The 25,905-nt window shown below is 41.6% G+C and carries 21 protein-coding genes and 2 tRNA genes; 8 read left to right on the top strand and 15 right to left on the bottom strand.

Translation table 11 applies throughout. The features are described 5' to 3' along the window. Window positions 1-3: 3 nt before the first annotated feature. Together pgi and galE are read left to right on the top strand one after the other, a co-directional pair. On the top strand, window positions 4-1,647 hold the full coding sequence (pgi, locus tag ACE01R_RS08550) for a glucose-6-phosphate isomerase (protein WP_395550521.1): 1,644 nt from the start codon (window positions 4-6) through the stop codon (window positions 1,645-1,647). Next, entirely contained in the window at window positions 1,640-2,662 is a 1,023-nt protein-coding gene (gene galE, locus ACE01R_RS08545; RefSeq protein ID WP_395550387.1) for a UDP-glucose 4-epimerase GalE, read from the top strand. Before pgi ends, galE begins: the two co-directional genes overlap by 8 nt. A gap of 49 nt (window positions 2,663-2,711) precedes the next feature. On the opposite strand, the gene ACE01R_RS08540 is transcribed toward galE, so the two are convergent. The 13 genes from ACE01R_RS08540 to ribBA form a co-directional block, all read right to left on the bottom strand. Further along, window positions 2,712-4,082: a phosphomannomutase CpsG gene (locus ACE01R_RS08540; RefSeq protein WP_395550386.1), complete on the bottom strand. Its 1,371-nt coding sequence runs from the start codon at window positions 4,080-4,082 to the stop codon at window positions 2,712-2,714. Between the two features lie 198 nt (window positions 4,083-4,280). Then, entirely contained in the window at window positions 4,281-5,873 is a 1,593-nt protein-coding gene (locus ACE01R_RS08535; protein ID WP_395550385.1) for a Tn7-like element transposition protein TnsE, read from the bottom strand. Between the two features lie 3 nt (window positions 5,874-5,876). Beyond that, window positions 5,877-7,406: a TnsD family Tn7-like transposition protein gene (locus ACE01R_RS08530; RefSeq protein WP_395550384.1), complete on the bottom strand. Its 1,530-nt coding sequence runs from the start codon at window positions 7,404-7,406 to the stop codon at window positions 5,877-5,879. A 26-nt stretch (window positions 7,407-7,432) separates the two neighbouring features. Continuing rightward, window positions 7,433-9,115: an ATP-binding protein gene (locus ACE01R_RS08525; RefSeq protein ID WP_395550383.1), complete on the bottom strand. Its 1,683-nt coding sequence runs from the start codon at window positions 9,113-9,115 to the stop codon at window positions 7,433-7,435. Beyond that, window positions 9,112-11,232: a Mu transposase C-terminal domain-containing protein gene (locus ACE01R_RS08520; RefSeq protein WP_395550382.1), complete on the bottom strand. Its 2,121-nt coding sequence runs from the start codon at window positions 11,230-11,232 to the stop codon at window positions 9,112-9,114. The genes ACE01R_RS08525 and ACE01R_RS08520 overlap by 4 nt, the downstream gene beginning before the upstream one ends. After that, complete coding sequence (locus tag ACE01R_RS08515) at window positions 11,219-12,022, bottom strand: TnsA endonuclease C-terminal domain-containing protein (RefSeq protein WP_395550381.1); 804 nt, start codon at window positions 12,020-12,022, stop codon at window positions 11,219-11,221. The genes ACE01R_RS08520 and ACE01R_RS08515 overlap by 14 nt, the downstream gene beginning before the upstream one ends. A 790-nt stretch (window positions 12,023-12,812) precedes the next feature. After that, on the bottom strand, window positions 12,813-14,651 hold the full coding sequence (glmS, locus tag ACE01R_RS08510; RefSeq protein ID WP_395550380.1) for a glutamine--fructose-6-phosphate transaminase (isomerizing): 1,839 nt from the start codon (window positions 14,649-14,651) through the stop codon (window positions 12,813-12,815). Window positions 14,652-14,664: 13 nt separating this feature from the next. Continuing rightward, a complete protein-coding gene (glmU, locus tag ACE01R_RS08505) occupies window positions 14,665-16,029 on the bottom strand; it encodes a bifunctional UDP-N-acetylglucosamine diphosphorylase/glucosamine-1-phosphate N-acetyltransferase GlmU (protein WP_395550379.1) in 1,365 nt (454 codons plus the stop codon). 21 nt (window positions 16,030-16,050) lie between these two features. Continuing rightward, entirely contained in the window at window positions 16,051-16,572 is a 522-nt protein-coding gene (locus tag ACE01R_RS08500) for a phosphatidylglycerophosphatase A (RefSeq protein ID WP_395550378.1), read from the bottom strand. Then, window positions 16,550-17,467, bottom strand: a complete 918-nt coding sequence (gene thiL, locus ACE01R_RS08495) for a thiamine-phosphate kinase (protein WP_395550377.1) — start codon at window positions 17,465-17,467, stop codon at window positions 16,550-16,552. Before thiL ends, ACE01R_RS08500 begins: the two co-directional genes overlap by 23 nt. Before the next feature lie 18 nt (window positions 17,468-17,485). Then, window positions 17,486-17,935: a transcription antitermination factor NusB gene (gene nusB / locus ACE01R_RS08490; RefSeq protein ID WP_086200061.1), complete on the bottom strand. Its 450-nt coding sequence runs from the start codon at window positions 17,933-17,935 to the stop codon at window positions 17,486-17,488. Between the two features lie 4 nt (window positions 17,936-17,939). After that, window positions 17,940-18,410 carry a 6,7-dimethyl-8-ribityllumazine synthase gene (gene ribE, locus ACE01R_RS08485; protein WP_174560379.1) on the bottom strand — a complete coding sequence of 157 codons (471 nt, stop codon included), beginning with the start codon at window positions 18,408-18,410 and terminating at the stop codon, window positions 17,940-17,942. Between the two features lie 11 nt (window positions 18,411-18,421). After that, on the bottom strand, window positions 18,422-19,543 hold the full coding sequence (gene ribBA / locus ACE01R_RS08480) for a bifunctional 3,4-dihydroxy-2-butanone-4-phosphate synthase/GTP cyclohydrolase II (protein WP_395550376.1): 1,122 nt from the start codon (window positions 19,541-19,543) through the stop codon (window positions 18,422-18,424). 628 nt (window positions 19,544-20,171) lie between these two features. Between ribBA and ACE01R_RS08475 the strand changes: the two genes are divergently transcribed. Next, window positions 20,172-20,330, top strand: coding sequence for a hypothetical protein (locus ACE01R_RS08475; RefSeq protein ID WP_395550375.1), 159 nt, complete (start codon window positions 20,172-20,174; stop codon window positions 20,328-20,330). Between the two features lie 111 nt (window positions 20,331-20,441). Continuing rightward, a complete protein-coding gene (acnA, locus tag ACE01R_RS08470) occupies window positions 20,442-23,198 on the top strand; it encodes an aconitate hydratase AcnA (RefSeq protein WP_395550374.1) in 2,757 nt (918 codons plus the stop codon). Between the two features lie 168 nt (window positions 23,199-23,366). Here the strand turns inward: acnA and ACE01R_RS08465 are convergent. Together ACE01R_RS08465 and ACE01R_RS08460 are read right to left on the bottom strand one after the other, a co-directional pair. Beyond that, window positions 23,367-23,442: transfer RNA gene (locus tag ACE01R_RS08465), tRNA-Gly, on the bottom strand. 48 nt (window positions 23,443-23,490) lie between these two features. After that, window positions 23,491-23,563: transfer RNA gene (locus ACE01R_RS08460), tRNA-Gly, on the bottom strand. A 235-nt stretch (window positions 23,564-23,798) separates the two neighbouring features. Between ACE01R_RS08460 and ACE01R_RS08455 the strand changes: the two genes are divergently transcribed. The 4 genes from ACE01R_RS08455 to ACE01R_RS08440 all read left to right on the top strand — a co-directional run bounded on the left by ACE01R_RS08455 (window position 23,799) and on the right by ACE01R_RS08440 (window position 25,839). After that, window positions 23,799-24,110, top strand: a complete 312-nt coding sequence (locus ACE01R_RS08455) for a BolA family protein (protein ID WP_395550373.1) — start codon at window positions 23,799-23,801, stop codon at window positions 24,108-24,110. A gap of 15 nt (window positions 24,111-24,125) precedes the next feature. Beyond that, complete coding sequence (locus tag ACE01R_RS08450) at window positions 24,126-24,518, top strand: SirB2 family protein (RefSeq protein WP_395550372.1); 393 nt, start codon at window positions 24,126-24,128, stop codon at window positions 24,516-24,518. 79 nt (window positions 24,519-24,597) lie between these two features. Continuing rightward, complete coding sequence (locus ACE01R_RS08445; RefSeq protein WP_395550371.1) at window positions 24,598-25,434, top strand: ParA family protein; 837 nt, start codon at window positions 24,598-24,600, stop codon at window positions 25,432-25,434. Between the two features lie 15 nt (window positions 25,435-25,449). Then, the gene (locus ACE01R_RS08440; protein WP_395550370.1) at window positions 25,450-25,839 is read left to right on the top strand and encodes a hypothetical protein; all 390 of its coding nucleotides are present in this window, start codon (window positions 25,450-25,452) and stop codon (window positions 25,837-25,839) included. Window positions 25,840-25,905: the final 66 nt, after the last annotated feature.

Here is a 25,905-nt window from a genome sequence, read left to right as displayed (position 1 = left end):
ATGATGACTCAAGCACAACCTTATCCAGTAGAAGAGATTGATAGTGTTCTAAACAAGCTGCTGAACTTGAAAAATGAATTGAAAAATAAACATTTAAGCGATTACTTTGCAGAAGATCATGAGCGTTTTCAAAAATTCTCTGTAAATTTAGACAATGTGATTTTTGATTTTAGCAAGCATCGGATCAATCAGGCGGTACTTGACCATTTGGTTGAATGGGCTAATGCACAAGAGCTCAAGCCCTGGATTAAACGGCTATTTTCCAGTGAAGCCATTAACTATACCGAACAGCGTGCGGCGATGCACTGGGCATTGCGTTTGCCTCCGTATGATCAACAGCATGCTGAAGTTACAGCACAGGTTCATCAGCAACTTCAGCGCATGTATGCCCTGGTGGAAAAAATTCATGCCGGTCAGTTTCGCGGTGCAACCGGGGAAGTGATTCAGGATGTGGTCAATATTGGTGTTGGAGGGTCAGATCTTGGGCCATTAATGGTTAGTCATGCGCTATCTGATTTTAAAAAACAGACCACCAAGCCTTTAGATGTGCACTTTGTCTCGACCATAGATGGCAGCCAGCTTTCAGCATTGCTGCATCAGCTGCGCCCCGAGACCACTTTATTTATTATCTCATCCAAGTCTTTTGGTACCATTGATACTTTATCCAATGCGCAAACCGTGCGTTTGTGGCTGGAAAAAGCACTTGGTCAGCATCCGCATATTCTCAAGCACCATTTTATCGGAGTATCCACCAAACCCGAGAAAATGACCGAATGGGGCATTGCGCCTGAAAATCAGTTGTTGCTCTGGGACTGGGTCGGCGGGCGCTATTCGCTCTGGTCGTGTATTGGCTTGCCGATTGCATTAACCATTGGGGTTGAAGGCTTCAAGCAGCTGCTGGCCGGGGCTTATGCCATGGATCAGCATTTCCGGAATGCCCCTTTTGCACAGAATATTCCGGTGTTGATGGGTTTGCTGGGTGCCTGGAATACCAACTTTCTAGATATCCAGACCCATGCCATTTTGCCTTATGATGGCCGTTTAAAATATTTTGCTTCGTATTTACAACAACTGGAAATGGAATCGAATGGCAAATCGATTCAACGTACAGGTGAGCATGTTGAAACCAATACTTGCCCGATTGTGTGGGGCGAGGTTGGACCGAATGCCCAGCATGCTTTCTACCAGTTATTGCATCAAGGCACACAAGCGGTCAGCTGTGATTTCATTGCTCCGGTAAAACGCTATAATGCCCAGGCCTTGATTGAGCAGCATCATTTGGCACTGTCCAACTGTCTGGCACAGTCGCGCTTGCTGGCATTTGGCAATCAGGCTTTGGATCAGGCTGAACTCAATGATTTACCTGCCTATAAACAATATGCAGGCAATCAGCCCAGTAGCACCATTTTACTCAAAGAGCTGACACCCTATAGCCTGGGGATGCTGATTGCCATGTATGAACATAAAGTGTTTGTGCAGTCTGTACTGTGGAATATCAATCCCTTTGACCAGTGGGGTGTTGAAAAGGGCAAGGAAATTGCCAATCAGCTGTTGCCGATTTTAAGTGGCGAAAGTCAGAATATTTCAGAGCTGGATGCCTCGACTCAAGGTTTATTAAAGATACTATTAGGAAAAACCCATGGCTAAAATTTTGGTGACTGGCGGTGCAGGCTATATTGGCTCGCATACCTGTGTGGAGCTGTTAAATTCAGAGCATAATGTCATTGTGCTGGATAATCTCTGCAATAGTTCGGAAGAATCTTTAAACCGTGTACAACAGATCTGCGGAAAAACCCTGACTTTTGTGCAAGGTGACATTCGCGATGCCCAGGTTCTAGATCAGGTTTTTCAGCAGCACCACATTGATGCGGTGATTCATTTTGCCGGGCTAAAAGCGGTAGGGGAAAGCCAGCAAATTCCACTGGCATATTTTGACAATAATATTTCTGGCTCCATTCAACTGGTACAGGCCATGCAGCGCGCAGGGGTATTTAATCTGGTCTTCAGTTCATCGGCCACCGTGTATGATGAGGCCAATGTATCGCCTTTAAATGAAGACATGCCTACAGGTATGCCAAGTAATAACTATGGTTATACCAAACTGATGGTTGAACAGCTTTTACAGAAATTGTCCCTGGCAGATGAGCGCTGGTCGATTGCTTTGTTACGTTATTTCAATCCGGTCGGTGCGCATAAAAGTGGCCGTATTGGGGAAGACCCGCAAGGCATTCCGAATAACCTGATGCCATTTGTTACTCAGGTGGCAGTGGGCCGCCGTGAAAAACTGGCGATCTTCGGCAATGATTACGATACCGTTGACGGAACTGGGGTGCGCGATTATATCCATGTGGTAGATTTGGCGAATGCGCATTTGTGTGCCTTGAATAATCGCCTTATGGCAAAAGGCTGTCGTGCCTGGAATATTGGAACCGGTCAGGGCTCATCGGTTCTGGAAGTGGTCAAGACGTTCGAACGGGTCAACCATGTGCCGGTCGCCTATAGCATTGAGCCGCGTCGTGAAGGCGATGTAGCGACTTCATTTGCAGACAATAGCCGTGCTGTGCAAGAGTTAAGCTGGAAACCGCAATATACTCTGGAAGATATGCTGGCAGACAGCTGGAACTGGCAAAAGCAGAATCCGAATGGTTATCGCAACCAGTAGATATAAAAAAGGAGCTTTCGATCAAGCTCCTTTTTAATACCAGCGATCCTTAGCCTTGAATCAATTGGGTCAGCTCATCGACATAGTCCTGCATCGGTCGTGGATTTTGGTCACGACGGCTTTCAATATTCAGGCGTAATAATGGTTCGGTATTGGATGCACGAACATTGACACGCCATGCGCCAAAATCCAGGCTCACACCGTCCGTTTGATCAATGGCGGGATTTTGATCGGCATAGTGATCAAAAATCTTTTGAATGGTCGTTTGGGTATCTGCCACTTTGAAGTTGATTTCACCTGAGCATGGGAATTTTGCAATCATTTCTTCTACTAGGTCAGACAACGGTTTTTGGGTTTCAGACAATACTGACACCGCTAACAGCCATGGAATCATGCCGCTGTCGCAATAAGCAAAGTCACGGAAATAATGGTGTGCACTCATTTCTCCGCCATACACGGCATTATGCTCACGCATTTTTTCTTTAATGAAAGAATGACCGGATTTGGACTGGATCGCTTCACCCTGGTATTGTTCAACAATGTCAAAGGTATTCCAGACCAGGCGAGGGTCATGCACAATTTTCTCACCTGACTGTTTCAGCAAGAACGCTTGTGCCAATAAACCGACAATATAATAGCCTTCAATAAACTGGCCTTTTTCATCAAACAGGAAGCAGCGGTCAAAGTCGCCATCCCAGGCAAGGCCCATGTCAGCCCCATGCTCAATAACGGCTTTACGTGTACTGTCACGGTTTTCAACGAGCAGCGGGTTAGGAATACCATTCGGGAAGGTGCCATCGGCTTCATGGTGAATTTTAATAAATTCTACCGGTACATTCAGGACTTTGAATTTTTCTTCAATCGCATCAATCACATGACCCGCTGCACCATTACCCGCGTTTACCACCAATTTCATTGGTGCAATTTTTGAGGGTTCGATGTAAGTCATGAGATGATCTACGAATTCAGGCAGGATATTATATTTTTCGGTCGTCCCTTTTTGCTCGACCTCTTTAAATACTCCCGATTCTGCTAAAAGCTGAATGTCTTTTAGACCGGTATCTGCACTGATTGGACGTGCATTTTCACGCACCAGTTTCATGCCGTTGTAATCCATCGGATTATGACTGGCAGTGACTTCAATACCGCCTTGAACGTCCAGGTGGAATGCTCCAAAATAAACTTCTTCCGTACCGGTCATGCCTAAATCCAAGACATTCACACCTGCATCATTTAAACCGCAAATAATGGCCTGTTTCAGGCCCTCACTGCTGAGACGGATATCACAACCGATGACCACTGTTTTAGGTTGATAAATTTGGCCATAAGCCCGGCCAATTTTATAAGCAATTTCTTCATTTAGTTCAGTGCCGAGTTTGCCGCGAATATCATAAGCTTTAAAACAATTGAGTTCTGTCATCTGAATTCTCGAAATAATTCCTGAGAAGTAAGGGATGTATAATTATAGGAGGAAAATAGTTCCTATATGCTAAGTTACTGTTTAACTTTTATATCTTCTGTAAAAAAGAGATGTTTAAGCGGATAGAGTGCTTTTTAATCTAATTTTTAAAGTTTAGTATTCTAGCATGCTGTTTTATATGTCAGCTCTTAATAAAATTTATATCGATTTTACCTTTTCTAAGATCCGTTGAGCCCAGTCAGTGTAATAATTCAGTTCTTCTACCTGTTCCTTTTTTGAAGGATGATTAATTGTAGTAAACATAGTAATACCTCTTACTTCAGATAGAAATTTTTTAGGCCAACTTAGTGATTGAGAAAGTATAGAATTATTTAATTTTTCCAACTCTGTTTCGATTAATAATCGAGTTTTTTCCTCATATTTAAGTAATAGCGTAGATATGTTCTTTTTGCCATCTGACGTATCAATTTCACATAGATAGAATTGCTCATCATTTTGTATATTTAGAATTTTATATACATAAAAGTATCGTGGTTGAGTATTGGCAAACTTGTGTCCTCTAAAAAGCTTATATTTTTTAAAAGGTGAATTTTTGATCTCTTGAACTTTGTATCCCTTTTTCTTGATTTCCTCTAGTACCTTAATCAGATCTTCATGAGTAATTCGCTCTAGTTGAATTTCTGATTCTGTTGTAAATCCAGGCACCGTACCCTCTATATCTCCTTCGCCTCCAGCAAATCCTTCTTCTTGATTTTGATCTTTATCCATTTGTTTTCGTCTTTTCCGTACTACAGTTTCAGCAGGAGGTGTCTCTAAAGAAATTTTTAATTCTTCTATCGTATAAATTTCTCCAGGTAGGTTTCTTAGCTTGGTCAGTAATTTATCAGTATCAGCCTCAGCATTTTTATTCAATTTCTCTTTAGGTTGACTCGCTGGTTTTGGTTTATTTGAACCTGATCCTTGAGCATTTTTGATCTGTTGTATAATTTTTTTTGAAGTGAAATGAAATTGAATAGGGCGGTTGATTGCTGTATCAAGATTTTTGAAAGATGTTATGCGCTCAATTCTGTAAATACCTGTTTCTTTATCATAAATTCCATCTACTGTTAGATCAATATTTTTGATCTCAGGAGCCTCCATGTCAAAATTAAAATCTTTAGTATTGTTTTGATCAGTAATTGTTTTCTGATAAATGCTAAGGAAGGCTTTATTTAAATCAGGTTGTAATAGAATTAAAGCCAATTTTTTCAAAAAATGAGGATCAGAAATATCTGCTTTCATAATTTTTTTGTTTTGTGCGACAGTAATATGGATAGCCTTTTCATCATTTGTATCCACTAAAATATCTGTGGAATAGTTTTCTGCAAAAAGTGCTGCACGTAAAAGATAGGGGTGTGAAAAAAATAGATCCCGAGCAAGAATGAGCTTAGGTAAAAGAATCGTAATACTTTTATTTAATATCGGTGAATCATAATTAAATTTAAAGCATAACCGATCGGTATGAATTTTCTGATTACTGTTCTCTGATAAATCCAAAGCGTTGAGTGCTGAAAAATCTATTGCTTTCAGTGTATGGTTAAATAATTTCTTTGGATAGTAATCAGCAATTGGAGTGTTATAGTAATAAAGAAGAATACTCTCAATCGGTAATTTAAGCTGAATAGAGCGCTTAATAATAGGGTTAAACAAACGAGTATCAATATCAAACCGAGTTTGACCACGTCTACTAATTTTTGTCGCAGTATAATAAATTATATCATCCGGTAAATACTCAATTGGACAATCACTCATTCTTTATTTCCCCATAATATTATCAAAAAATCGACGTGCTTCTGGCGTTAAGCGTTCTGGGCTTAATCCGGATAGGCGTAGAAAGACACTCGGTGAATAGTACTTATTCTCAGTCTGTTGATGAATAAATGTCCGAGTAAGACGACGTATTTGATAACAGTCGACTGACTCAGCGTAGCGCTCCAAAAATGTTTTGGTCAACGGCATAAGATGCCAGTTTTTTTCAATCAGGCTGACATGACCTAGTTGTTTGATCAAAAATTTTTTAGTCCATTGTGGTGAGTCGATGTCTTCTAATAATTCATCACGTATCTTAATCAGTTGTTTCATAAACTGACGATCCCGAGTATTCCAGTCCACACGTGGCTTGGGTGGGGAGAGTGGTGCCATGACAGCGGTTTGATTGATCTTTAATAGCCATTCTTTTTGGCTACGATACAAACGAGCATACAGTGCACCATTTTTTTGGCGGGCTGATTTGACTGGTAATTCCTGAATTAACTGTATCCATTTGATTTGATCATCCGAAAATATTTGATTAGTCTCAGATTTCACATTGACTGGGATGGTTTGTTCTTCTATAGCTGTGGCCGCCATATCAAGGTATTGTTGATACGTGTGAATTGGGCTGCATGTGGGAACCAGAGCCCTTATCAGGATCAAATGTTCGAGATATGAAAAAGCTTTTCGGTGTTTTCTGCAGATATTCTTGAGCCAGCAATTCTCAGACCGCAGATCACCTAGGTGATAGTATTGAAGAAAACTTTCACCCCAATAATCGACAACAAGTTGACGGACTTTTTCATAGTTGACATTTTTTTGACCTGATAGTAAATCCCTGTCTTTCAAGAGATTGAAATAGGCATTCGATAAAGTCGAAAAATCTTGTACAGTGATGCAGGTTGAATGAGTGAGTAGCTCTTCGATTAGTTCTGCAAGCTCGATATGGTGATGTAAGTCCTGTGGATTAAATTCGAACTGTGAAGAATCCTTAAGAGCATTTAAATGAGCAACATAGTACCTTCGGTCTAGTCCATTACACGAGACAGAGCTTACAAAAAGGGGAGACGTATGCCTTGTACAATATTCATATCCTGTAATCTGCCAGCTACGTTTCCAATAAACTTCACCATGTTGTTCCATCTGCTCTTGCCAGCAATGAGGGCAGAACCGAAAAAAATTTACGGATTTGATTCGTGACGCATTTTTTCCCAGCTTGGTATGCAGTGATTGGTTCTCTTCACCTTGTAATACCTGTACAGCATAAGTCATCACAGCTTTAGGTTGAAACGGTTGATAAATTGGCAGCAATGTGTGCTGGTTAATTAAACGGAGTGCATCAAAGTAATCTGGTAAATAACTAGCCAATCTGCCTAGATGACATGGTAAATCGTAAGTTGGTGTTAAGTTCCTATTGTCGAATAATTCTTCTGTGAGATATTTTGGACTCAGAATTCCATGGTGAACGGCATAACGTGCAATCACACTGTAAATTAATTCATCCTGATATGGGGTGGGAAAATTCGAAATCATGATGCCTTGGTCTCCCCACTTTTCACTTAATGTAGAATTGGTTGTATAGGATTAAACAGGTAGTTAGATGATTTTAATAGCTCATAGACATCTACTTCCTGTTCCTGTGCTTGACTGAAAAAATTCCGTAAATCACAGGCTTCTGTATTTTTCCACTCGTCTTCTTTCATGACTTTGCGTGATTTTCTTGGCTTTTTGATAAGAATGGAATTCTGATGGTGCTCACGCAGATCTTCAGTTAAAGAGCTATCTAATATCTCCAAAATATGCTGGAGTAATACCTGTAAGTTTTCGTTCGGATATTGTTTTAGTGTAGAAGTGACATGTGGCTCAATTACAGTAGGAGAGTGACCTAAGGCTGTCAGCATACCAATGAGGGTAGAATAATGCGGTCCTAAATCTTTATGCTGTTTTTTCATTTTTAATTCAGATTTAAAACGTTGTTTTTCAACATATTCTTCAATTTGAACTTGAGGGATGGTTAGGTCAGAATACCGTGCAATACGTGTGGGATTACCTGAACGCAGTGCATCTAAAATGTCATGGACTGGCTGTAATTGTTCTTCATAGACCTTTTTAAATAATTCTGAGGTGATTTTTTCCAGGCCGATGGTGATGGCGTGAATTTGTACTAGACAGAACAGCTTAACCACTAGATCTGGAATACCCTGCGTATAATAATACCAAGTGTTTCTTAATTCATTGGTCAGTTCAGCTGGTTGTTGAACCCATTGATATTGCCACAGCTTGTTGGTAAAGGCATACCATTCAGAAATGATCATTTGATCAGGGTCGCCAGGATCGGGAATAGGCGCTTCATTTCGCATAGGTTCCCAGATTAAAGAGCCTAATCCTGCACTGCGTCTAGCTGACCTTAAGTCTTCTTGCAGGATTTCATTGGCTTTAGGTGTCCCAATCATCACGATAGGGATGGATGCCACATTCACCAGCGTGACAAAGAAATTAAGAATGATCTCAGCCCCGCCAGATTTTTTTGTATTCAAATGCTGGATTTCATCAATGATTAAAAGTCCAATAGAATAATTATTTGCGATAATTTTCATCTGTTGCAGCATGGCATTCACATTTAAGCGGCTTCTGGTGAAACGATGCTCAAAGTTAGTATCTCCTAACGCTAAATCTACTGCTCTAAAAAAGTTTGAACATAAGTTTTTTAAAGAGCTGTCATGCGGGCAATCAATTTTAAGGAAAACAATTTGTTTTAATCCTAGCTCTTTATGCCCAATCACTTGCGGGTAATAACGCAAAATCTTGTTCATCGTCGTTGTTTTGCCGCTTCCTGAGCATCCTATAATTGACATGCTGGTCGCAGTTGATTCTGGAGGTGCATATCGGTAAGAACTTTCATTTGATGGTTCAAGTTGTTGAAAAGCGGCGTGCAAATGCCTTTGTCTATCACCATTATTGATGTTTCTACTCACGTAACCTTGCCGGATCATGATAGAAATTTTTTGTTCCAGTGATAGATGTTTGGTCAGTGGTTGAAAAAAATCATGAGGCAGCTGAGCAATCAGATGGATTCTTTCTGGTTGAGGTAAGAAACGCTGCTCCGGAATAAATTTCAGTTTTCCTCGTAGGTGTTTAATGACTGACTTCGTATCAAGGATAGGCGGTAATTTAGTAATGAGAGGATTATCCCCATAGATGTCTTGTATCGATGTATTAACTACTATTTCATTATTATTCATTCTTCATCGTCCTCTTCAAATAATTGTCTCATTAAGTCTGGTTGACTGGTTAAATCCAGATTACTGCTGTCAGATTGGGATATTTGAGAATTGTCTTGGTTGGGATGGATAGTCCGGATAGAATTGCTGGGTCTGTTCTGGAGATGTTCCGCACGTTCCACTTGGATAGCTTCTTGTTTATTCTGACGGATATCCCGAGTACGTTGTGCTTTAGAAAGTTGGTGAACTCCTACTTGAGCCTGCCGACTCTGTGCTGCATGAATGATTTTGTCAGTAAAATCCTGCAATTCACTGATGGCTACAGACTTTAGTTGCGAATGCTGTTTTTCAACAGTTTTGATCGCTTTTTGAATTTGTTCAGCTTCCCACCAGGTCAGATGCTGATATTGACGTGAGGCATCACTTAAGTGGGCTTCCCAGTATTCCAATTTATTTTCATCAAAGAAAACATAAATGGTATTTACTGAGTATGGGTCAAAACCAATCCGCAACTTTTTCGGGCGGGATTTGGTCGTGTTACGAATAAACCAGCCTTGTTGATGCATTTCCAGACATTGATAGACTAATCCTTTGACTTTAAGTCCTTTATCACTTAAGGAGGCATCGATCCTAGGTAGCAAGCCAACATATAGTGATTTGTTATCCACTTGTCTCAACATCCCAGTACGGTGCTGTAGGCCCCACTGCCAGAGTTTAAGAGGGATAGAAGGCAGGTCAGTCGGCATATCGGCACTGCGATCATATTTCGTCAAAACATCAAAATTATTGCGTAATAAGACGCAACTTAATATGATTTTTCTGAACTCTTCCAGAGTCAGACAAGCTTCTAGCCGATAATCATGTCCACCTTTCTTTTTTTCCTTGAATCCAGAAACAACACCGATATTCTCGTAGGATTTAAAGCGTGACTGAATGATTCCGAAAGCCCTCTCCACAATACCTTTGGCATCGCTTCGATACGGTGGAGCATTTTCAATTCGAACAGAAAAGTTTTTTTCAAGAAGTTCAATTTGATATCCAATTAGTTCACCTCGGTCTGCAAGTATGGCACCAGGTAAACCATAAATAGGCCAGTCTTCCGATTGTATTTGCAAGCCGTAACTCTGACAGAACGTCACTTTATCTTGGATTGCGACGCTGAGGCATTGTATGGCTGTGTTAAATGAACTATTTTCCATACCGACATAAAGCCCGGTAATCATCCGGCTGAATACATCGATAACAATATATACAGTAGGTCTGCCAATAATCTGTGATGGATCTCGTGATGATACAAGGTAGATATCAGCAATTGTTGAATCTATTTCATAACGCGCACCAGGACCATTTGCTTGCTTGGTTGCTGTTGAAGTCAGAGGTTTGTGATCTTTCAGGGTTTTCTGATTCGTCAGAATTTCCTTGGAGTTGTTCTTATTTCTGTATCGCGTATTATAAAAATAATAGAATTGAGCATACGTTGGAATATCTGCAGCTTGCACTTGATGAAAGTGCTTAGAAAATGAATTTTTAAACCGAAGATAAGTTTCGTTAATGGATTGTTTTTTGATAGGGATTAAATACTCTTCGATGGCTTTCTTAAAATACAATTCAACCTGTTCAGTGACATTCTTACCTTCACTTGATTCATAGATTCGTGGTCTGCCAATCTTTTTATTACCTATAACTCTTTTTTGGCCTTTTCCACCTGAGTTTTCATAGTCAGGTACCAAAGCATTTATAGTTTGCCCACGTTGCCAGTAACGTCTTAGTAGTCGTAGAATTTTATTAATTGATACCTCTTTTTCCAGATGTATCATTTTAACTTTTGCTGTTCTTATTTTTGCATTGATAAGAACTTGTTCATCATTAATTAGCTCTTGAATAATTGAAAAGTTTTCCTCTCTTTTTTTGAGTTGAATAGAATCTTTACTCAAGTTTAATCGTTTTAAGTATTCATAAGGATCTTGTGCTGGTATCAGGCTTTGATCATCTGAGAGAGTTTGAAGCTCCTTGGACAAAATGAGTTCAGGGAATGCATTTTTATTATCAATAGAAATCCATACCGTATACTGCGGTAGGAATTTGAGTATTCGGTATTGTGTTGAATTCAAGATGTAAACTGAATTAATTAGTTGCATGGACTGTATTCTCATTCTGGAGCAAATTACTTGCATGAATATCAGAGAGTTTAAGCTCCAAGTACGAAATTTCTAGATTAAATTGCAGTATTCGCAGTGCAAATAGTTTTCTGAACAATGCGAGCGTCGTTCCGATATCCAGTTTTTGAGTTTGATCAATATGCTTGCAGAAGGTGATTAAGGAGCTTTGAGGATACTGGCTAATTTCTTCCATAAAATAAACTGCTTGATCAATCATGTGATTCGTTATTTCAAGATCATTTTTTTCTACATACAGCCATTTAATGTTCTCTAGTACCGTCGCAGGAATGTCTTTTTCAGTAATCAGCTTGAACGGAGTATTGTGTTCTTCTTCCCAGTAACGACGTTTAATTTCTAATGACTCAATAATATGGGCTTTATTCAGATCCTTGCTGTAAAGAGTGTCAAGTGCTATAGAAAACTTGCCAAAATCAACTAAAAAATCTGAAGATAGGGTAAACGGTATATAATCAACCGATACCTTTTTCATCCGATAACGAGAACATATAGAGTTAAGATCATAAATATCTAAAGGATAATGTTCGCGAATATCTGTAACTTTCTGATTCCAATCAAGTAGTAAAAAAGTGGATAGCTCTAGATCAGAAAATAAGTGATGAAGACGTTTACTGACACGACCTTGTACTCTGTGAGAGCGACCAATTGAACTGAAGTTTTGAACAGTTTTGCAAGGTTTATAATCGCGTCCATGGCCTTGGCCATATCCTGCTGTTACTAATTCTTCATAGTTTTTTATAATTTTTGCCATACAGAAGACCTGTGAATTTTGGTTGATAATTCATCATATCTGAAGGTAGCTAATTTTGTATTTGGCAAAAATATACAAACTTAAATATATTCATATACAAACAAAATTCTATAATTTTAACTATATTATTCATATAATTTAATAGCTTAAGTTTTAATTGAGTATTTTAATACTCAATTAATAGACTTTGGAAACATTATTGATAGGCTAAATCATTCATAACACGTCTTAGTGAGCATAGTTCCTTCCTAATCTAATACTTTTATGACTAAATACTATGCCTAATTATGGGAATTTAATTAAGTTTGTTTTATTTTTTACCCTAAGTTATTGATATTTTGAATTCATTATTTTTTAATTTTAAAATTAAGTTTGTATGTAAATTTTATATATTAAATTATGAGCAAAATTAAGTTTGTTTGCAGATTTCCATCATTTGAAACACTATTTTTTGCTCAGAAAGGCAAAGATCAGCTTAAATAAGAATGATATTTTCAAGATAAATTTAAAAAATTGATACTTATTGAATGTTAAATAAGAGTTTTATGTAGATATATACTATTGAATATATTGTATTTTAATAAAAACTTATTTTTGTAGTATGGGTTTTAATTTAGATTGCATTATATTAAAAAACCCTTTAGATTTGGCAGAGAACTACCATACCTAAAGGGTTCGATTTGCTGTTTGCTTACTTTATCAATATACAAACTAAAATAATTAAATCTAAACTTAATTATTTGATACAAACTTAATTATACAAACACAGCCTTTTTATGCATCTCTATCTTTATTCAACAGTGACCGACTTCGCCAGATTACGTGGCTGATCGACATCGGTACCTCGTAATACTGCTACGTGGTAAGACAGGAGCTGCACAGGAATGCTGTAAACAATCGGAGCAAGGATCGGACTGATTTCTGGTATATGAACCACATGTTGACGGTCTTTGCCTTTAATGCCGCTGTTTTCATCGGCAAAGACAAACAGTTCACCACCACGGGCCTGAACTTCTTCCATATTGGATTTGAGCTTGTCGAGCATGTCGTCTTGCGGAGCAAGAATCACCACAGGCATGTCATTGTCTACCAGTGCCAATGGACCATGTTTCAGTTCACCAGCTGCATAACCTTCGGCATGAATATATGAAATTTCTTTCAGTTTCAACGCACCTTCAAGGGCAATCGGAAACTCGGTACCACGACCTAAAAACAGGCAGTGCTGCTTTTCTACAAACAGTTCAGATAAACGTAAAATGTCTTTATCATGTTGCAAAGTATCTAAAATGACTTTCGGGGTATGCCATAAATCAGCAATAATCGCTGTCATCTGTTCAGCAGAGATACTTTGCTTCACTTGACCAATCTTGAGTACCAACAGCATGAGTGCTGCAAGCTGGGTGGTGAAAGCTTTGGTTGAAGCAACGCCAATCTCAGGTCCAGCCAAGGTTAACAGGCTATGATTGGTTTCACGTACCATAGAAGATGTTGCTACATTACAAATGGTCATGGTTGTAATGTTTAAATTTTTTGCGGCAGCGCGTTTTTGGGTATCACGCAGCGCAGCCAAGGTATCGGCAGTCTCGCCTGATTGAGAAATACATACATAAAGTGTGTTATTGACAATCACAGGGGTGCGGTAACGGAATTCGCTGGCAATTTCGACCTGGCAAGGCAGATCAATCAGTTGCTCAAACCAGTATTTTGCAATCATGCCGGCATGATAACTGGTACCACAGGCAATAATTTGCACCTGTTGAATTTTTTCAAAATCAACAACCGCATTTTGCAAGAAATCTTCACGTAGATCGTTGCCGTTCAATGCCTGTGAAATGGTCTGCTGAATCGCTTCAGGTTGCTCATAAATTTCTTTGAGCATGTAGTGCTTATATTCACCTTTAGACGCAGTGCTGACTGTTGCATCCAGTTCTTTTACTGGACGATTCACCAATTGTCCATCCACAAACACTTCAATGCTGTTGCGTGTTAAACGCGCAATATCACCTTCTTCCAGGTAAATAAAACGGTTGGTGATTGGAAGCAGGGCCAATTGATCCGAACTGATAAAGTTCTCGCCAATGCCTACGCCAATCACTAAAGGCGAACCTTCACGCACAGTAATCAGTTCATCAGGATGATCTGTATGTACGATACCCAGTGCATAAGCCCCTTTGAGCTGAGGAACAACCTGTTGAACCGCTTCTAGAAGGCTAGAGGTAGATTTCAATGCATCATTCACCAGATGCGCAACCACTTCGGTATCCGTTTGTGAAGTAAACACATAGCCCAGTGCTTCAAGATCATCTTTCAGTTCTTGATAGTTTTCAATAATACCGTTATGCACTACAGCAACCGTACCAGAAACATGCGGGTGAGCATTATTTTCAGTCGGTTTGCCATGTGTTGCCCAACGGGTATGTGCAATACCCAGTGAACCTTGGATATTCGACTCATTCACCGCCTGTTCCAGATTGATCACTTTACCCACGCGACGTTCGCGTAGTACATGACCGCCATTGATCAGCGCAACACCTGCTGAATCATAGCCACGGTATTCCAGGCGCTTTAGGCCTTCAATTAAAATATTGCTAATATTACGTTCTGCAACGCCACCGACAATTCCGCACATATTTATAATCCTCTTATTTTTTCAATTTTTGGGGGCGTTGATAGTTTTCTTTAGCCACTTGTTTTGATCGCTCAAAGGCCAAACTATTTTCTGCTACATCGCGTGTGATGACTGAGCCAGCACCCACAGTCGCACCATTGCCGATACAGACCGGGGCAACCAGTGAACTATTGGATCCGATAAAGGCGGAATCACCAATAATGGTTTTAAATTTATTCGCGCCATCATAGTTACAGGTAATGGTGCCGGCACCAATATTTGAACCTGCGCCAACTTCGGCATCACCTAAATAAGTAAAGTGATTGGCTTTAGAACCGAGTCCAATACTTGAATTTTTAACTTCAACAAAGTTGCCAATATGGACTTCATTGGCCAGTTTGGCACCTGGACGTAAACGGGCAAATGGTCCAATTTGCGTATCTTCACCCACCACGGCATTGTCAAAGATACTGTAGGGTTGTACTTTGGTGCCTGCGGCAATCTTGGTATTCTTAATTACGCAACCCGCACCAATTTCAACATTGTTGCCGAGTTCGCAGTTACCTTCGATGATCACGTTGATATCAATCCGCACATCTTGACCGACTGTAAGATTGCCACGCAGGTCAAAACGGCTTGGATCAATGATATGCACACCTTGCTGCATCAGCAGTTTGGCCTGGTAGGCCTGGAATTCGCGTTCTAAAGCAGCCAATTGGATGCGGTCATTTACCCCTTCAACTTCAAAGGCACGTTCCGGTTCAACTGAAGCCACTTCAAGACCATCGGCAATCGCCATGGCCACGATGTCGGTCAGGTAATATTCGCCTTGGGCATTGTTGTTGCTTAATTTTGGCAACCATTGATGCAGTTTGGCATTGCTGACACAGTAAATACCGGTATTAATTTCCTGAATTTGACGCTGTGTATCATTTGCGTCTTTATGCTCGACAATAGCTTGAATTTTCTTGTTTTCACGCACGATACGGCCATAACCTGTTGCATCGGCCAAGGTTAAGGTTACCAGACCAATTTCCGTTTCACGTGAAACAGCCAATAGTTTTTCTAAGGTTTCTTGGCTAATGCAAGGTACGTCACCGGAAAGGATCAGTGAAACGCCATCAGTAGGTAGCACCGGTAAAGTCACTTTTACCGCATGACCGGTACCGAGCTGCTCGGCTTGTTCAACCCATTGTACATTTTCCTGTGCAAAAGCTTGTTGAACTAGATCACCGCCGTGTCCAAAAATAGTAATAATATTTTTGGCATTTAATTTTTTAGCAGTTTCAATGACATGACCGAGTAGAGGGCGTCCTGCGAGCGGCTGCAATACTTTGGGTAAGCTCGAACGCATTCGAGTTCCTTTACCTGCAGCAAGAATAATCACAGAAGTTGACATAATACACCTTAAAAACTTGGCTTAAGCCATTGAAATGTTGAGGTACACGAGAATACAGATTGCGGCCCAAATGCCGGCAATAATATCGTCAAACATAATGCCGAAACCGCCACCGACTTGACGGTCGATGACATGAATAGGCCAGGGTTTCCAGACATCGAATAAGCGGAACAGGGCAAATCCAATCAGTACCCAAAGCCAGCTCATTTGTCCGAAGTAAATCAGTGGCAGGAAGGTAATCGATTGTCCGGCAAACTCATCCCAAACAATACGGCCATCGTCATGCACACCCATGACTTTAGCGGTTTGCCCGCAAATATAAATGCCTATAAGTGACATTAAAACCATGGCAATAATGGAGTTGGTAAAGCCAATTGCAAGCCAGGCAGGAATAAACAGCAATGCAAAGGCTGAACCAAAAGTGCCTGGTGCTTTGGGTGCCAACCCAGAACCAAATCCGACACCGCAAAAAACGATAAAGCGGTTGTACCAGGACATGTCTTTAAAGTGAATCGCAGGTTTATGCAAAGTGTTGATATCCATGAAATTGCAGCGAATGATCTACGCCATTCTGCACAAAAGTTAATTCAGTTTGTTGGGTAATTTGTCCAAGCTTGCTAATGTTGACATCTAATTGTTGTTGCAAAAGCTTTTCATAATTTTGCGGGCTTATTGTAAAGCATAACTCATAGTCATCGCCACCCGCGAGGGCATATTGCCATTGCTGTTGTTGAGTTAAATTTTGTAAATCTGGACTGATCGGTAACTGACTTAATTCAAGTATTGCACCTACTTTTGATGCTTTTAAAATATGGCCTAAATCTTGGGCTAAACCATCAGACACATCAATCATGCTCGAAGCTAAGCCTTTCAGCTGTTGTCCTAGCTGACAACGGGGCGTTGGATAATCCAGACGTTTTTGTAGCGGATGTCCTAAGTTTTGCAAAGCAAATGCAGCATCACCGACTGTTCCGCTGACGCAGACATAATCGTCGACTTGTGCGCCTGAACGTGTGACGGCTTTGCCTGTTTCTATCCAGCCAAGCGCAGTGACAGAAATGGTCAGATGAGGACTTTGGGTGGTGTCACCACCAATTAAACTCACACCAAATTGATCGCAACAATCATATAAACCCTGACTAAAGCCTTGCAGCCAGTCATGATCAATTTGGGGTAGGCTCAATGCCAGTAAAATGCTGTGCGGTTTGGCACCCATGGCCGCAATGTCAGATAAATTGACCGCGACAGATTTCCAGCCGATGGCATGGGGATTTGTATCTAAGGGGAAATGTCGTCCGGCAACTAGCGTATCGGTACAGATAACCAGTTGTTGCTGTGGAGGAGGGGTGAGCAAGGCTGAATCGTCACCGACGCCTAAATCGACAGAATTGGCATTCTTGCGATTGAAATAGGTGTCGATAATCGAAAATTCAGCCATACAACAAATCTACTTTATTTAGTTGGCTTGTTGCTTTTCTGCTGCACGCAAAGTTGTCGCTAAACGATCCAATACACCGTTGATGTATTTATGGCTGTCTGCACCGCCAAAATGTTTAGCCAGCTCGATCGCTTCATCTAAAACGACGCGATATGGAATTTCAAGATGTTCTTTCAATTCATAAGCACCAAGACGAAGGGTTGCGAGTTCAACGCCGTCAAGCGCATCAATTTCGCGATCAAGGACAGGGATTAGGAGCGCATCCAATGCTTCATGATTGGCAACCACTTGAGTCAACAATTCATGATAATAGCCGAGATCCACTTTGTGCATGGCATTTTCCACACGTGTACGTGCTTCAATCTCATGTACCGGATTGTGGCTCATCTGCCATTCATAAATTCCTTGTACAGCAAAACGACGTGCTTTGCGTTTTGCTGCATAAGTTGCTTGAAGTGTTTGCGACATAGCGTTAAATAGCCTTTAACAAGTTAACCATTTCAATTGCAGTAAGGGCAGCTTCACCACCTTTATTACCTGCTTTTGTTCCAGAGCGTTCAATCGCTTGTTCAATACTATCCGTAGTTAATACACCGTTGATCACTGGCAAGCCTGTGTCTAGACCAACTACGCCTAAACCTTTAGCACATTCACCAGCAACGAAATCAAAGTGAGGCGTGCTACCACGAATCACCGCGCCAAGGGCAATAATCGCATCAAAACCATTTGAAGCAGCCAATTTTTTAGCAACCACTGGTAGTTCCCAAGCGCCAGGTGCGTGAACAACAGTAATATTATCCTCTGATACACCATGACGTTTCAATGTATCAATTGCACCTTCTAATAGATGTTCGACAACAAAACTATTAAAACGACCCACTAAAATCGCGTAACGGCCTTCGCTCGCGAGATGTAACATACCTTCAATACGGCGAACTGCCATAGCAACCTCGATTATTTCTCTGTTGTTTGATGTGCGGTGATGTATTCCACCACTTCTAAATTAAAACCTGATAATGCATTAAAACGTAATGGAGAGCTGAGCAGTTTCATTTTCTCAACCCCTAAATCACGTAAAATCTGTGCGCCCACACCAATGGTTTGATACTGCTGAGACAGTGCAGCACTTGATTTGGTTGGTTTGGGTGCAGTCAAGCTTTCGAGAGCAGGACCTAAATCTTGTAAATGACGTTGACCAATCCAGACTAAAACACCACGCTCGCTAGATGCAATTTCTTTCAGCGCTTTGTCCAGATTCCAGGCAGGTTCGCCATCCTGCTTGTTAATTTTCAGCAAGTCTCGTGCCGGGCTAAAACCATGTACACGCACGGTAGTGATGCCGTCTTTAGGCTCACCTTTGACCAGTGCCAAGTGAATGTCCGGATTACCAATTTCACGGTAACGGAACAGTTCAAAGGTACCATATTCAGTGTTGATGGTTTGTTGATCCAGACGCTCAACGGTTTGTTCATTGGTCATGCGGTAATGAATCAGGTCTGCAATGGTACCAATTTTCAGGCCATGCTTTTCTGCAAAAACTTCAAGATCAGGACGGCGCGCCATGGTACCGTCTTCATTAATAATTTCACAAATCACGGAAGCAGGTTCGAGTCCTGCAAGACGTGATAAATCACAGCCGGCTTCGGTATGGCCGGCACGATGCAATACACCACCTGGCTGAGCCATCAACGGGAAAATATGACCCGGTTGTACAATGTCTGCAGGTTTGGCATGCGCTGCCACGGCCGTCTGAATGGTATGTGCTCGTTCAGCCGCAGAAATACCTGTGGTAATACCGTTGGCGGCTTCAATTGAAAGCGTAAAGTTAGTCCCATGTTGGGCGCCGTTGGCATCTACCATGAGGGGAAGATTTAACTGTTGGCAACGGTCACGGCTTAAGGTTAGGCAAACAAGACCACGAGCATGCGTAATCATGAAGTTGATGTCTTCAGGACGCACGTGTGTTGCAGCAATGACCAAGTCGCCTTCATTTTCACGATCTTCATCATCCATCAGGATAACCATTTTTCCTGCACGGATATCTGCTACAAGCTCTTCAACTGTATTGAGCGGCATCAGCCTTCACCTTCTTGTTTGTCTCAAATGACATTCTGATTGCATTGATTGTTGCATAGTCTACCGTTTTTTTACGATGTTTGCCTATGCTTATTGGTTTCCCTTACCGGTTCATTGTTATACACAGTCACCGTAAACTTGAAAAGAGGACTTTATTTTAAAAAGTAGCGATTATGATGAATGTTTAAACAGTTGAAATACATAAATAATGACAAGCTTATGCAAAATGCTGCTGATTTATGCGGTTTTTAACAGGAATGGTATAAAAAAAGCCCCATCTTTCGATGAGGGCTTTTTGAATCTGGAGCGGGAAAGGAGACTCGAACTCCCGACCCCAACCTTGGCAAGGTCACCGACATAAATTACATTAAATGTATTAAAATGATATTAATTTAAATATATATAAAACATATATTTATGGTTTTAATATTTTGGGTTGTCATTTAAGGTAGGGTAAGAAGAAGTTGGTCACTTTGAAAGTTATATAGATTCAACAATAATTACCAACATAAATATTTTACTATTTTTATTTTTACTGATTGATAAATTAAATTTGATTGTATTGTACTTTGAGTAATGGACTGCCACCACTCTCCTGGACAAATTTAGTCTTTTGGACATCATGTTTATGGCCTTAGATACTTTTATAGACACTAAACAAAGTAATACGCTGGTCAATTTACCTTATGTCATTACGGGATTGGCAGAAACATTGTCGATGCCAGAATCTGAATTGTCGGCAACTCTCTGGCAAAATTCCCTGGCAGCCCTGCATTTAACTGCCTAGCGCAATCCGATAATAAATAATAACAAACCCGCCGCGCAGTTGGCATACAGTAAGTAAAGAAGTGGTTGACTGTGATCATAAAAATAACATCTCACGCCGGAGGGAAACTAGATGGCTAAGTATAGTGATATCAATAGTTTTAATACCTTAGAAACATTAACCGTCGGTTCAGAACACTATCAGATTTTCAACCTGTCCAAATTGCAAGTGCAGTTGGGAGACCTGTCCCGGCTGCCAAAATCCTTAAAAGTCTTGCTGGAAAATTTACTGCGTTTTGAAGATCAGCTCACGGTGAAAACCGAGCATATTCATGCGTTGGCAGAGTGGCTAAACAACCGAACCTCAGAACAGGAAATCCAGTATCGTCCGGCACGGGTACTGATGCAGGATTTTACCGGTGTTCCCGCTGTGGTTGATCTTGCCGCAATGCGTGCAGCTGTGGCTAAAGCCGGCGGTGATCCGGAAAAAATTAATCCGTTGTCACCGGTGGATTTAGTCATCGATCACTCGGTGATGGTCGATTACTTTGCCAGCCCGCAAGCTTTTGAGCAGAATGTCGCAATTGAGATGCAACGCAATGGCGAGCGCTACCAGTTTCTGCGTTGGGGACAGGCGGCGCTCAATCAGTTTCGCGTGGTGCCGCCAGGAACCGGGATTTGCCACCAAGTCAATCTGGAATATCTGGCACAAGTGGTCTGGAGCAATGAGGTCGATGGGCAGCGCTTTGCCTTTCCTGATACATTAGTCGGGACCGATTCACATACCACCATGATCAATGGCTTAGGCGTGTTAGGTTGGGGAGTAGGCGGCATTGAAGCGGAAGCGGCTATGCTGGGCCAACCGATCTCCATGCTGATTCCGGAAGTGATCGGCTTTAAGCTCACCGGGAAACTCAAAGAAGGTATTACAGCAACTGATCTGGTGCTGACCATTACCCAGATGCTTCGCCAAAAAGGCGTAGTTGGAAAATTTGTCGAATTTTATGGCGATGGCCTGGCCGATTTACCCTTGGCTGACCGTGCCACTATTGCCAATATGGCACCCGAATATGGCGCTACCTGTGGCTTTTTCCCGGTTGATGAGGTGACGCTTTCCTATTTACGTTTAACTGGACGTCAGCCCGAAAGAATTGCCTTGGTAGAGGCCTATAGCAAGTTGCAAGGATTGTGGCGCAATCCGGGGGATGAACCCGTCTTTACCGACACTCTGGCTTTAGATATGTCGACGGTAGAAGCCAGTCTGGCGGGTCCGAAACGTCCGCAGGATCGTGTGCTATTGTCGCAAGTGCCAAAAACCTTTCATGCCTTCATGGATCTGACCTTGAAACCGGTCAAAGAAGAAAAAGAGCGTCTGGAAAATGAAGGGGGAGGAGGCACAGCTGTTGAAGCGAAACAGGCCAACCTGCCACATGAAAATGCTTTTTGTATGATTGAGGGTAAAAAATATCCGTTGCAGCATGGTGATGTGGTGATTTCAGCCATTACCTCCTGTACCAACACCTCGAATCCCAGTGTCATGTTGGCAGCAGGGCTATTGGCTAAAAAAGCACTCGAAAAAGGTTTGCAGCGGAAACCTTGGGTGAAAAGTTCACTGGCTCCAGGTTCCAAAGTAGTTACCGATTATCTCAATGCAGCAGGGTTGACGCCTTATTTGAATCAACTGGGTTATAACCTGGTGGGTTATGGTTGTACCACCTGTATTGGTAATTCGGGACCTTTACCTGAAGCGATTGAAGAAGCGGTGCAATGTTTCGATTTGAATGTAGCCTCAGTGCTTTCCGGAAACCGTAACTTTGAAGGACGGGTGCATCCTTTGGTGAAAACCAATTGGTTAGCATCTCCACCCTTGGTTGTTGCCTATGGTTTGGTCGGGAATATTCGAACTGATCTCACTGCTGAGCCGATAGGTGAAGGCTTTAATGGCCAAGCGGTTTATTTAAAAGATATCTGGCCGACACAGGTGGAAATCGATGCCGCACTGCAGAACGTGAATACCGAGATGTTTCATAAAGAATATGCGGAAGTGTTTGAAGGCGATGCCAAGTGGAAAGCGATCCAGATTCCACAAAGTCAAACCTATGCTTGGGATGAACAATCGACCTATATCCGACATCCACCCTTTTTTGCAGAAATTGATCAGCCGGTGCGACCAATTCAGCAGATCAAATTGGCACGGATTTTGGCTGTATTGGGAGATTCAGTCACGACGGACCATATTTCCCCTGCAGGCAATATCAAAAAAGATAGTCCTGCCGGACGATATTTGCAGCAACAGGGGGTTGATGCAAAAGACTTTAACTCTTATGGATCCCGCCGTGGCAACCATGAGGTGATGATGCGAGGCACCTTTGCCAATATCCGCATCAAAAACGAAATGCTGGGTGGGGAGGAAGGTGGCAATACTCTGCATATTCCAAGTGCAGAAAAACTCTCGATTTATGATGCGGCAATGCGCTATCAGGCAGAACAAACCCCGCTAGTGATTATTGCCGGGAAAGAATATGGCACTGGTTCTTCACGTGACTGGGCGGCCAAAGGCACCAACCTATTGGGGGTGAAAGCGGTGATTGCTGAAAGTTTTGAGCGGATTCACCGTTCCAATCTGGTCGGCATGGGGGTGTTACCTTTACAGTTTGTGGAGGGTCAGAACCGGCAGATCTTGAATCTAACCGGACATGAAACACTGTCAATTTTAGGCTTGTCGGATGATATTTATCCACATCAAATGCTGGAAGTAGATGTGCAACATACCGATGGTACGTGTAACCATTTTCAAGTGTTGTGTCGCATTGATACCTTGAATGAGGTGGAATACTTTAAGGCGGGTGGTATCTTGCACTATGTCTTGCGCAATTTGCTCGCTTCCTAAATTTAATCATGAAAAAGCCCGACACCTGCCGGGTTTTTTGTGTCTGTAAAGACAAGATGGCTGCGGAGAAAAATTGCATTGAAGAAAAGCAAAAGAGAGATTTTCAAAAATTATAATAAAATCAATAATAAAAAAAGCCCCCATCTTTCGATGAGGGCTTTTTGAATCTGGAGCGGGAAAGGAGACTCGAACTCCCGACCCCAACCTTGGCAAGGTTATGCTCTACCAACTGAGCTATTCCCGCGGAGTCTATAAAGTTTTTTAAGTGAAAAAACTAAATGAAAAAATTTTGAGCGGGAAAGGAGACTCGAACTCCCGACCCCAACCTTGGCAAGGTTATGCTCTACCAACTGAGCTATTCCCGCATGCCGTGTATAATACAGTATGCAAAAATAGGGTCAATAACTTTGTGAAAAAACTTGTATCGATTGCATAAAATAAAAGCATTTTTGGCCAAAGTGACGCTTTTATAAACAGGAATAATCTTTGAAAAGAAAAAATGCTGTGGAATCCAATAAAGGATTTATAGGATATGCACAAAAGATTGAACAGGAACACGGTATACTGAAGCCAGAGATTGAGCGATTTGGGAGCATCTTCATGAATTTAGAACAACAGTTGATTCAACGCCTGCAAGAGTTATCACCAGTTCATTTAGAAGTGGTAAACGAATCATCAGGTCATGGGGGCTATTTCCCGGGTAAAGAATCGCATTTTAAAGTGATTGTGGTCAGTGACGCGTTTGACGGCTTACGTTTGGTGCAACGTCATCAAAAAATATATGCGGCTGCCGGCGATTTGCTTGCACCAAGCCGTATTCATGCTCTCGCTATTCATGCTTTTGTTCCTTCAGAATGGCAAGGCCAAGCGACTCCAAGCCCTGAATGTGCACATGCGCCAAAAGCTGAATAAAAGGAAGATTAAACAATGGATATGCAGCTGACGGTAAAAATTGTGCATATGATTGCAGTGACCCTGTTGATGGGGGCAGTCATTGCACGTGGGTTTACTTTATTTGTTGGGGTGAAGGGCAATCAGCCCAATCCGGTCGCACGGAAATTTTTGGTGGCGTGGCAGCATCTTGCCATGACGATTATTATTTTGACCGGGTTGACCTCATTAGTGATCAAAAATTTTGAAGTACAATCGTGGTTTTATGCCAAGATCATCTTGTTTCTGGTGTTATTTTCTTCCTTGATCAAAGCCTATAAAAAAGATGACAGTATTTTATTGGCCCAACGTCGCGCGGGTCTGGTCATTGCTGTGGTGGCACTGATTGCCATTATTGGATTGGTAATGATTAAGCCGAATTTTGGTTGATTGTTAGACATAATTATTCTGGATGCAAGGCATGTAGGTTAAACTGCTCATAGATAACTATAAATGATAGGGGGTTCCCATGTTGATACGTGTGGTTTTTAATCAAAAAGGTGGGGTCGGCAAGTCCAGTATTGCGGTCAATTTGGCTGCAATTAGCGCACATCAGGGTTTGAAAACCTTGCTGATTGATCTCGATCCACAAGCCAATTCCAGTCAATATCTATTGGGGGATGATGCGACGTATACGGTGGATAAACCTGCGTTGGAACCCAATATTGAAAACTATTTTCAAGAAGTGCTGGGTGCAACCCAAAGCAAAGGACTGTTAAGCAATGCCATTGGTTCCATTTTGAAGAGCCGTGATAAAGGTCTGGAGCGTTATGTACATCAATCCCCTTTTAAAAATCTGGATGTGATTCCTGCAAGTCCCACTTTGGGGGCGCTGGCACATGCCTTAGAGTCAAAACATAAGATTTATAAATTGCGTGATGCCCTGCAACAACTGGAAGGGCAGTATGATCGGGTGTATATCGATACACCGCCTGCGTTTAACTTCTTTACCTTATCGGCGCTGATTGCAGCCAGTCGCGTGCTGATTCCTTTTGATTGTGACGTATTTTCAAAACGTGCATTGCAGACGCTAATAGAAAATGTCATCGAAACTCAGGATGATCATAATGGCCGTCTGGAAATTGAAGGAATTGTGGTCAATCAGTTTCAGGCACAGGCTAAATTACCGCGTGAAGTGGTACAACAGTTAAAAGATGAAAGCTTGCCTGTATTAGACAGTATGCTGCCGCCGTCGATTTTAATGAAGGAGTCCCATCTGAAAAATCAGCCTTTAATTCATTTGGCAACCGATCATAAATTGACGCAAGCCTATCAATCGTTGTTCAATGAAATTGAGCATATATAAGTATTGAGATTTCTCATGAAAACGATTTATTTAAGCCTCCTTTTGGGAAGTACGGTTTTATTGGGTGCATGTGCAACGACGGTGAAACCGAGTTATGTTTCTCCGACCCAGTATCAAGCGCTCAATTGCCAGCAATTGCAAAGTGAATATAACCGTATTCAGCAATATATCGACAATGGTGTGCAGGCACCAAAACGCACTGGCGTCGGTGTGGGTGTCGGTGTTGGCGGTGGTTGGGGTAGTCATGGCGGCTGGGGAATTGGACCTAGTGTTTCAGTCAATATGGGACAATCTTCAAATACTAAAAAAACTGAATTATCACGTTTATTGGGTGAACAGGAAGCGGTGGTTCAGGCGGCAAAATTCAAAAGCTGCCCAATTATTGTTCGTAATAAAGCTCAATAATTCATCAATTTATCACCCTGTTGTTGTGCTGTACCTGACAGCAGGGGGATAAAATATTAGCAAAAT

Source organism: Acinetobacter sp. BSP-28 (assembly GCF_044130285.1).
In the GTDB taxonomy this organism is placed as follows: Bacteria; Pseudomonadota; Gammaproteobacteria; order Pseudomonadales; family Moraxellaceae; genus Acinetobacter.
Note: the sequence above shows the minus strand (reverse complement) of the source record. Positions and strands in the feature narration are given on the sequence as shown.

Excerpts from the sequence above, each read along its gene's own strand:
- pgi (WP_395550521.1), top strand. The coding sequence starts at position 4 with ATGACTCAAGCACAACCTTATCCAGTAGAAGAGATTGATAGTGTTCTA.
- galE (WP_395550387.1), top strand. The coding sequence starts at position 1,640 with ATGGCTAAAATTTTGGTGACTGGCGGTGCAGGCTATATTGGCTCGCAT.
- ACE01R_RS08540 (WP_395550386.1), bottom strand. The coding sequence starts at position 4,082 with ATGACAGAACTCAATTGTTTTAAAGCTTATGATATTCGCGGCAAACTC.
- ACE01R_RS08535 (WP_395550385.1), bottom strand. The coding sequence starts at position 5,873 with ATGAGTGATTGTCCAATTGAGTATTTACCGGATGATATAATTTATTAT.
- ACE01R_RS08530 (WP_395550384.1), bottom strand. The coding sequence starts at position 7,406 with ATGATTTCGAATTTTCCCACCCCATATCAGGATGAATTAATTTACAGT.
- ACE01R_RS08525 (WP_395550383.1), bottom strand. The coding sequence starts at position 9,115 with ATGAATAATAATGAAATAGTAGTTAATACATCGATACAAGACATCTAT.
- ACE01R_RS08520 (WP_395550382.1), bottom strand. The coding sequence starts at position 11,232 with ATGCAACTAATTAATTCAGTTTACATCTTGAATTCAACACAATACCGA.
- ACE01R_RS08515 (WP_395550381.1), bottom strand. The coding sequence starts at position 12,022 with ATGGCAAAAATTATAAAAAACTATGAAGAATTAGTAACAGCAGGATAT.
- glmS (WP_395550380.1), bottom strand. The coding sequence starts at position 14,651 with ATGTGCGGAATTGTCGGTGGCGTTGCAGAACGTAATATTAGCAATATT.
- glmU (WP_395550379.1), bottom strand. The coding sequence starts at position 16,029 with ATGTCAACTTCTGTGATTATTCTTGCTGCAGGTAAAGGAACTCGAATG.
- ACE01R_RS08500 (WP_395550378.1), bottom strand. The coding sequence starts at position 16,572 with ATGGATATCAACACTTTGCATAAACCTGCGATTCACTTTAAAGACATG.
- thiL (WP_395550377.1), bottom strand. The coding sequence starts at position 17,467 with ATGGCTGAATTTTCGATTATCGACACCTATTTCAATCGCAAGAATGCC.
- nusB (WP_086200061.1), bottom strand. The coding sequence starts at position 17,935 with ATGTCGCAAACACTTCAAGCAACTTATGCAGCAAAACGCAAAGCACGT.
- ribE (WP_174560379.1), bottom strand. The coding sequence starts at position 18,410 with ATGGCAGTTCGCCGTATTGAAGGTATGTTACATCTCGCGAGCGAAGGC.
- ribBA (WP_395550376.1), bottom strand. The coding sequence starts at position 19,543 with ATGCCGCTCAATACAGTTGAAGAGCTTGTAGCAGATATCCGTGCAGGA.
- ACE01R_RS08475 (WP_395550375.1), top strand. The coding sequence starts at position 20,172 with ATGGCCTTAGATACTTTTATAGACACTAAACAAAGTAATACGCTGGTC.
- acnA (WP_395550374.1), top strand. The coding sequence starts at position 20,442 with ATGGCTAAGTATAGTGATATCAATAGTTTTAATACCTTAGAAACATTA.
- ACE01R_RS08455 (WP_395550373.1), top strand. The coding sequence starts at position 23,799 with ATGAATTTAGAACAACAGTTGATTCAACGCCTGCAAGAGTTATCACCA.
- ACE01R_RS08450 (WP_395550372.1), top strand. The coding sequence starts at position 24,126 with ATGGATATGCAGCTGACGGTAAAAATTGTGCATATGATTGCAGTGACC.
- ACE01R_RS08445 (WP_395550371.1), top strand. The coding sequence starts at position 24,598 with ATGTTGATACGTGTGGTTTTTAATCAAAAAGGTGGGGTCGGCAAGTCC.
- ACE01R_RS08440 (WP_395550370.1), top strand. The coding sequence starts at position 25,450 with ATGAAAACGATTTATTTAAGCCTCCTTTTGGGAAGTACGGTTTTATTG.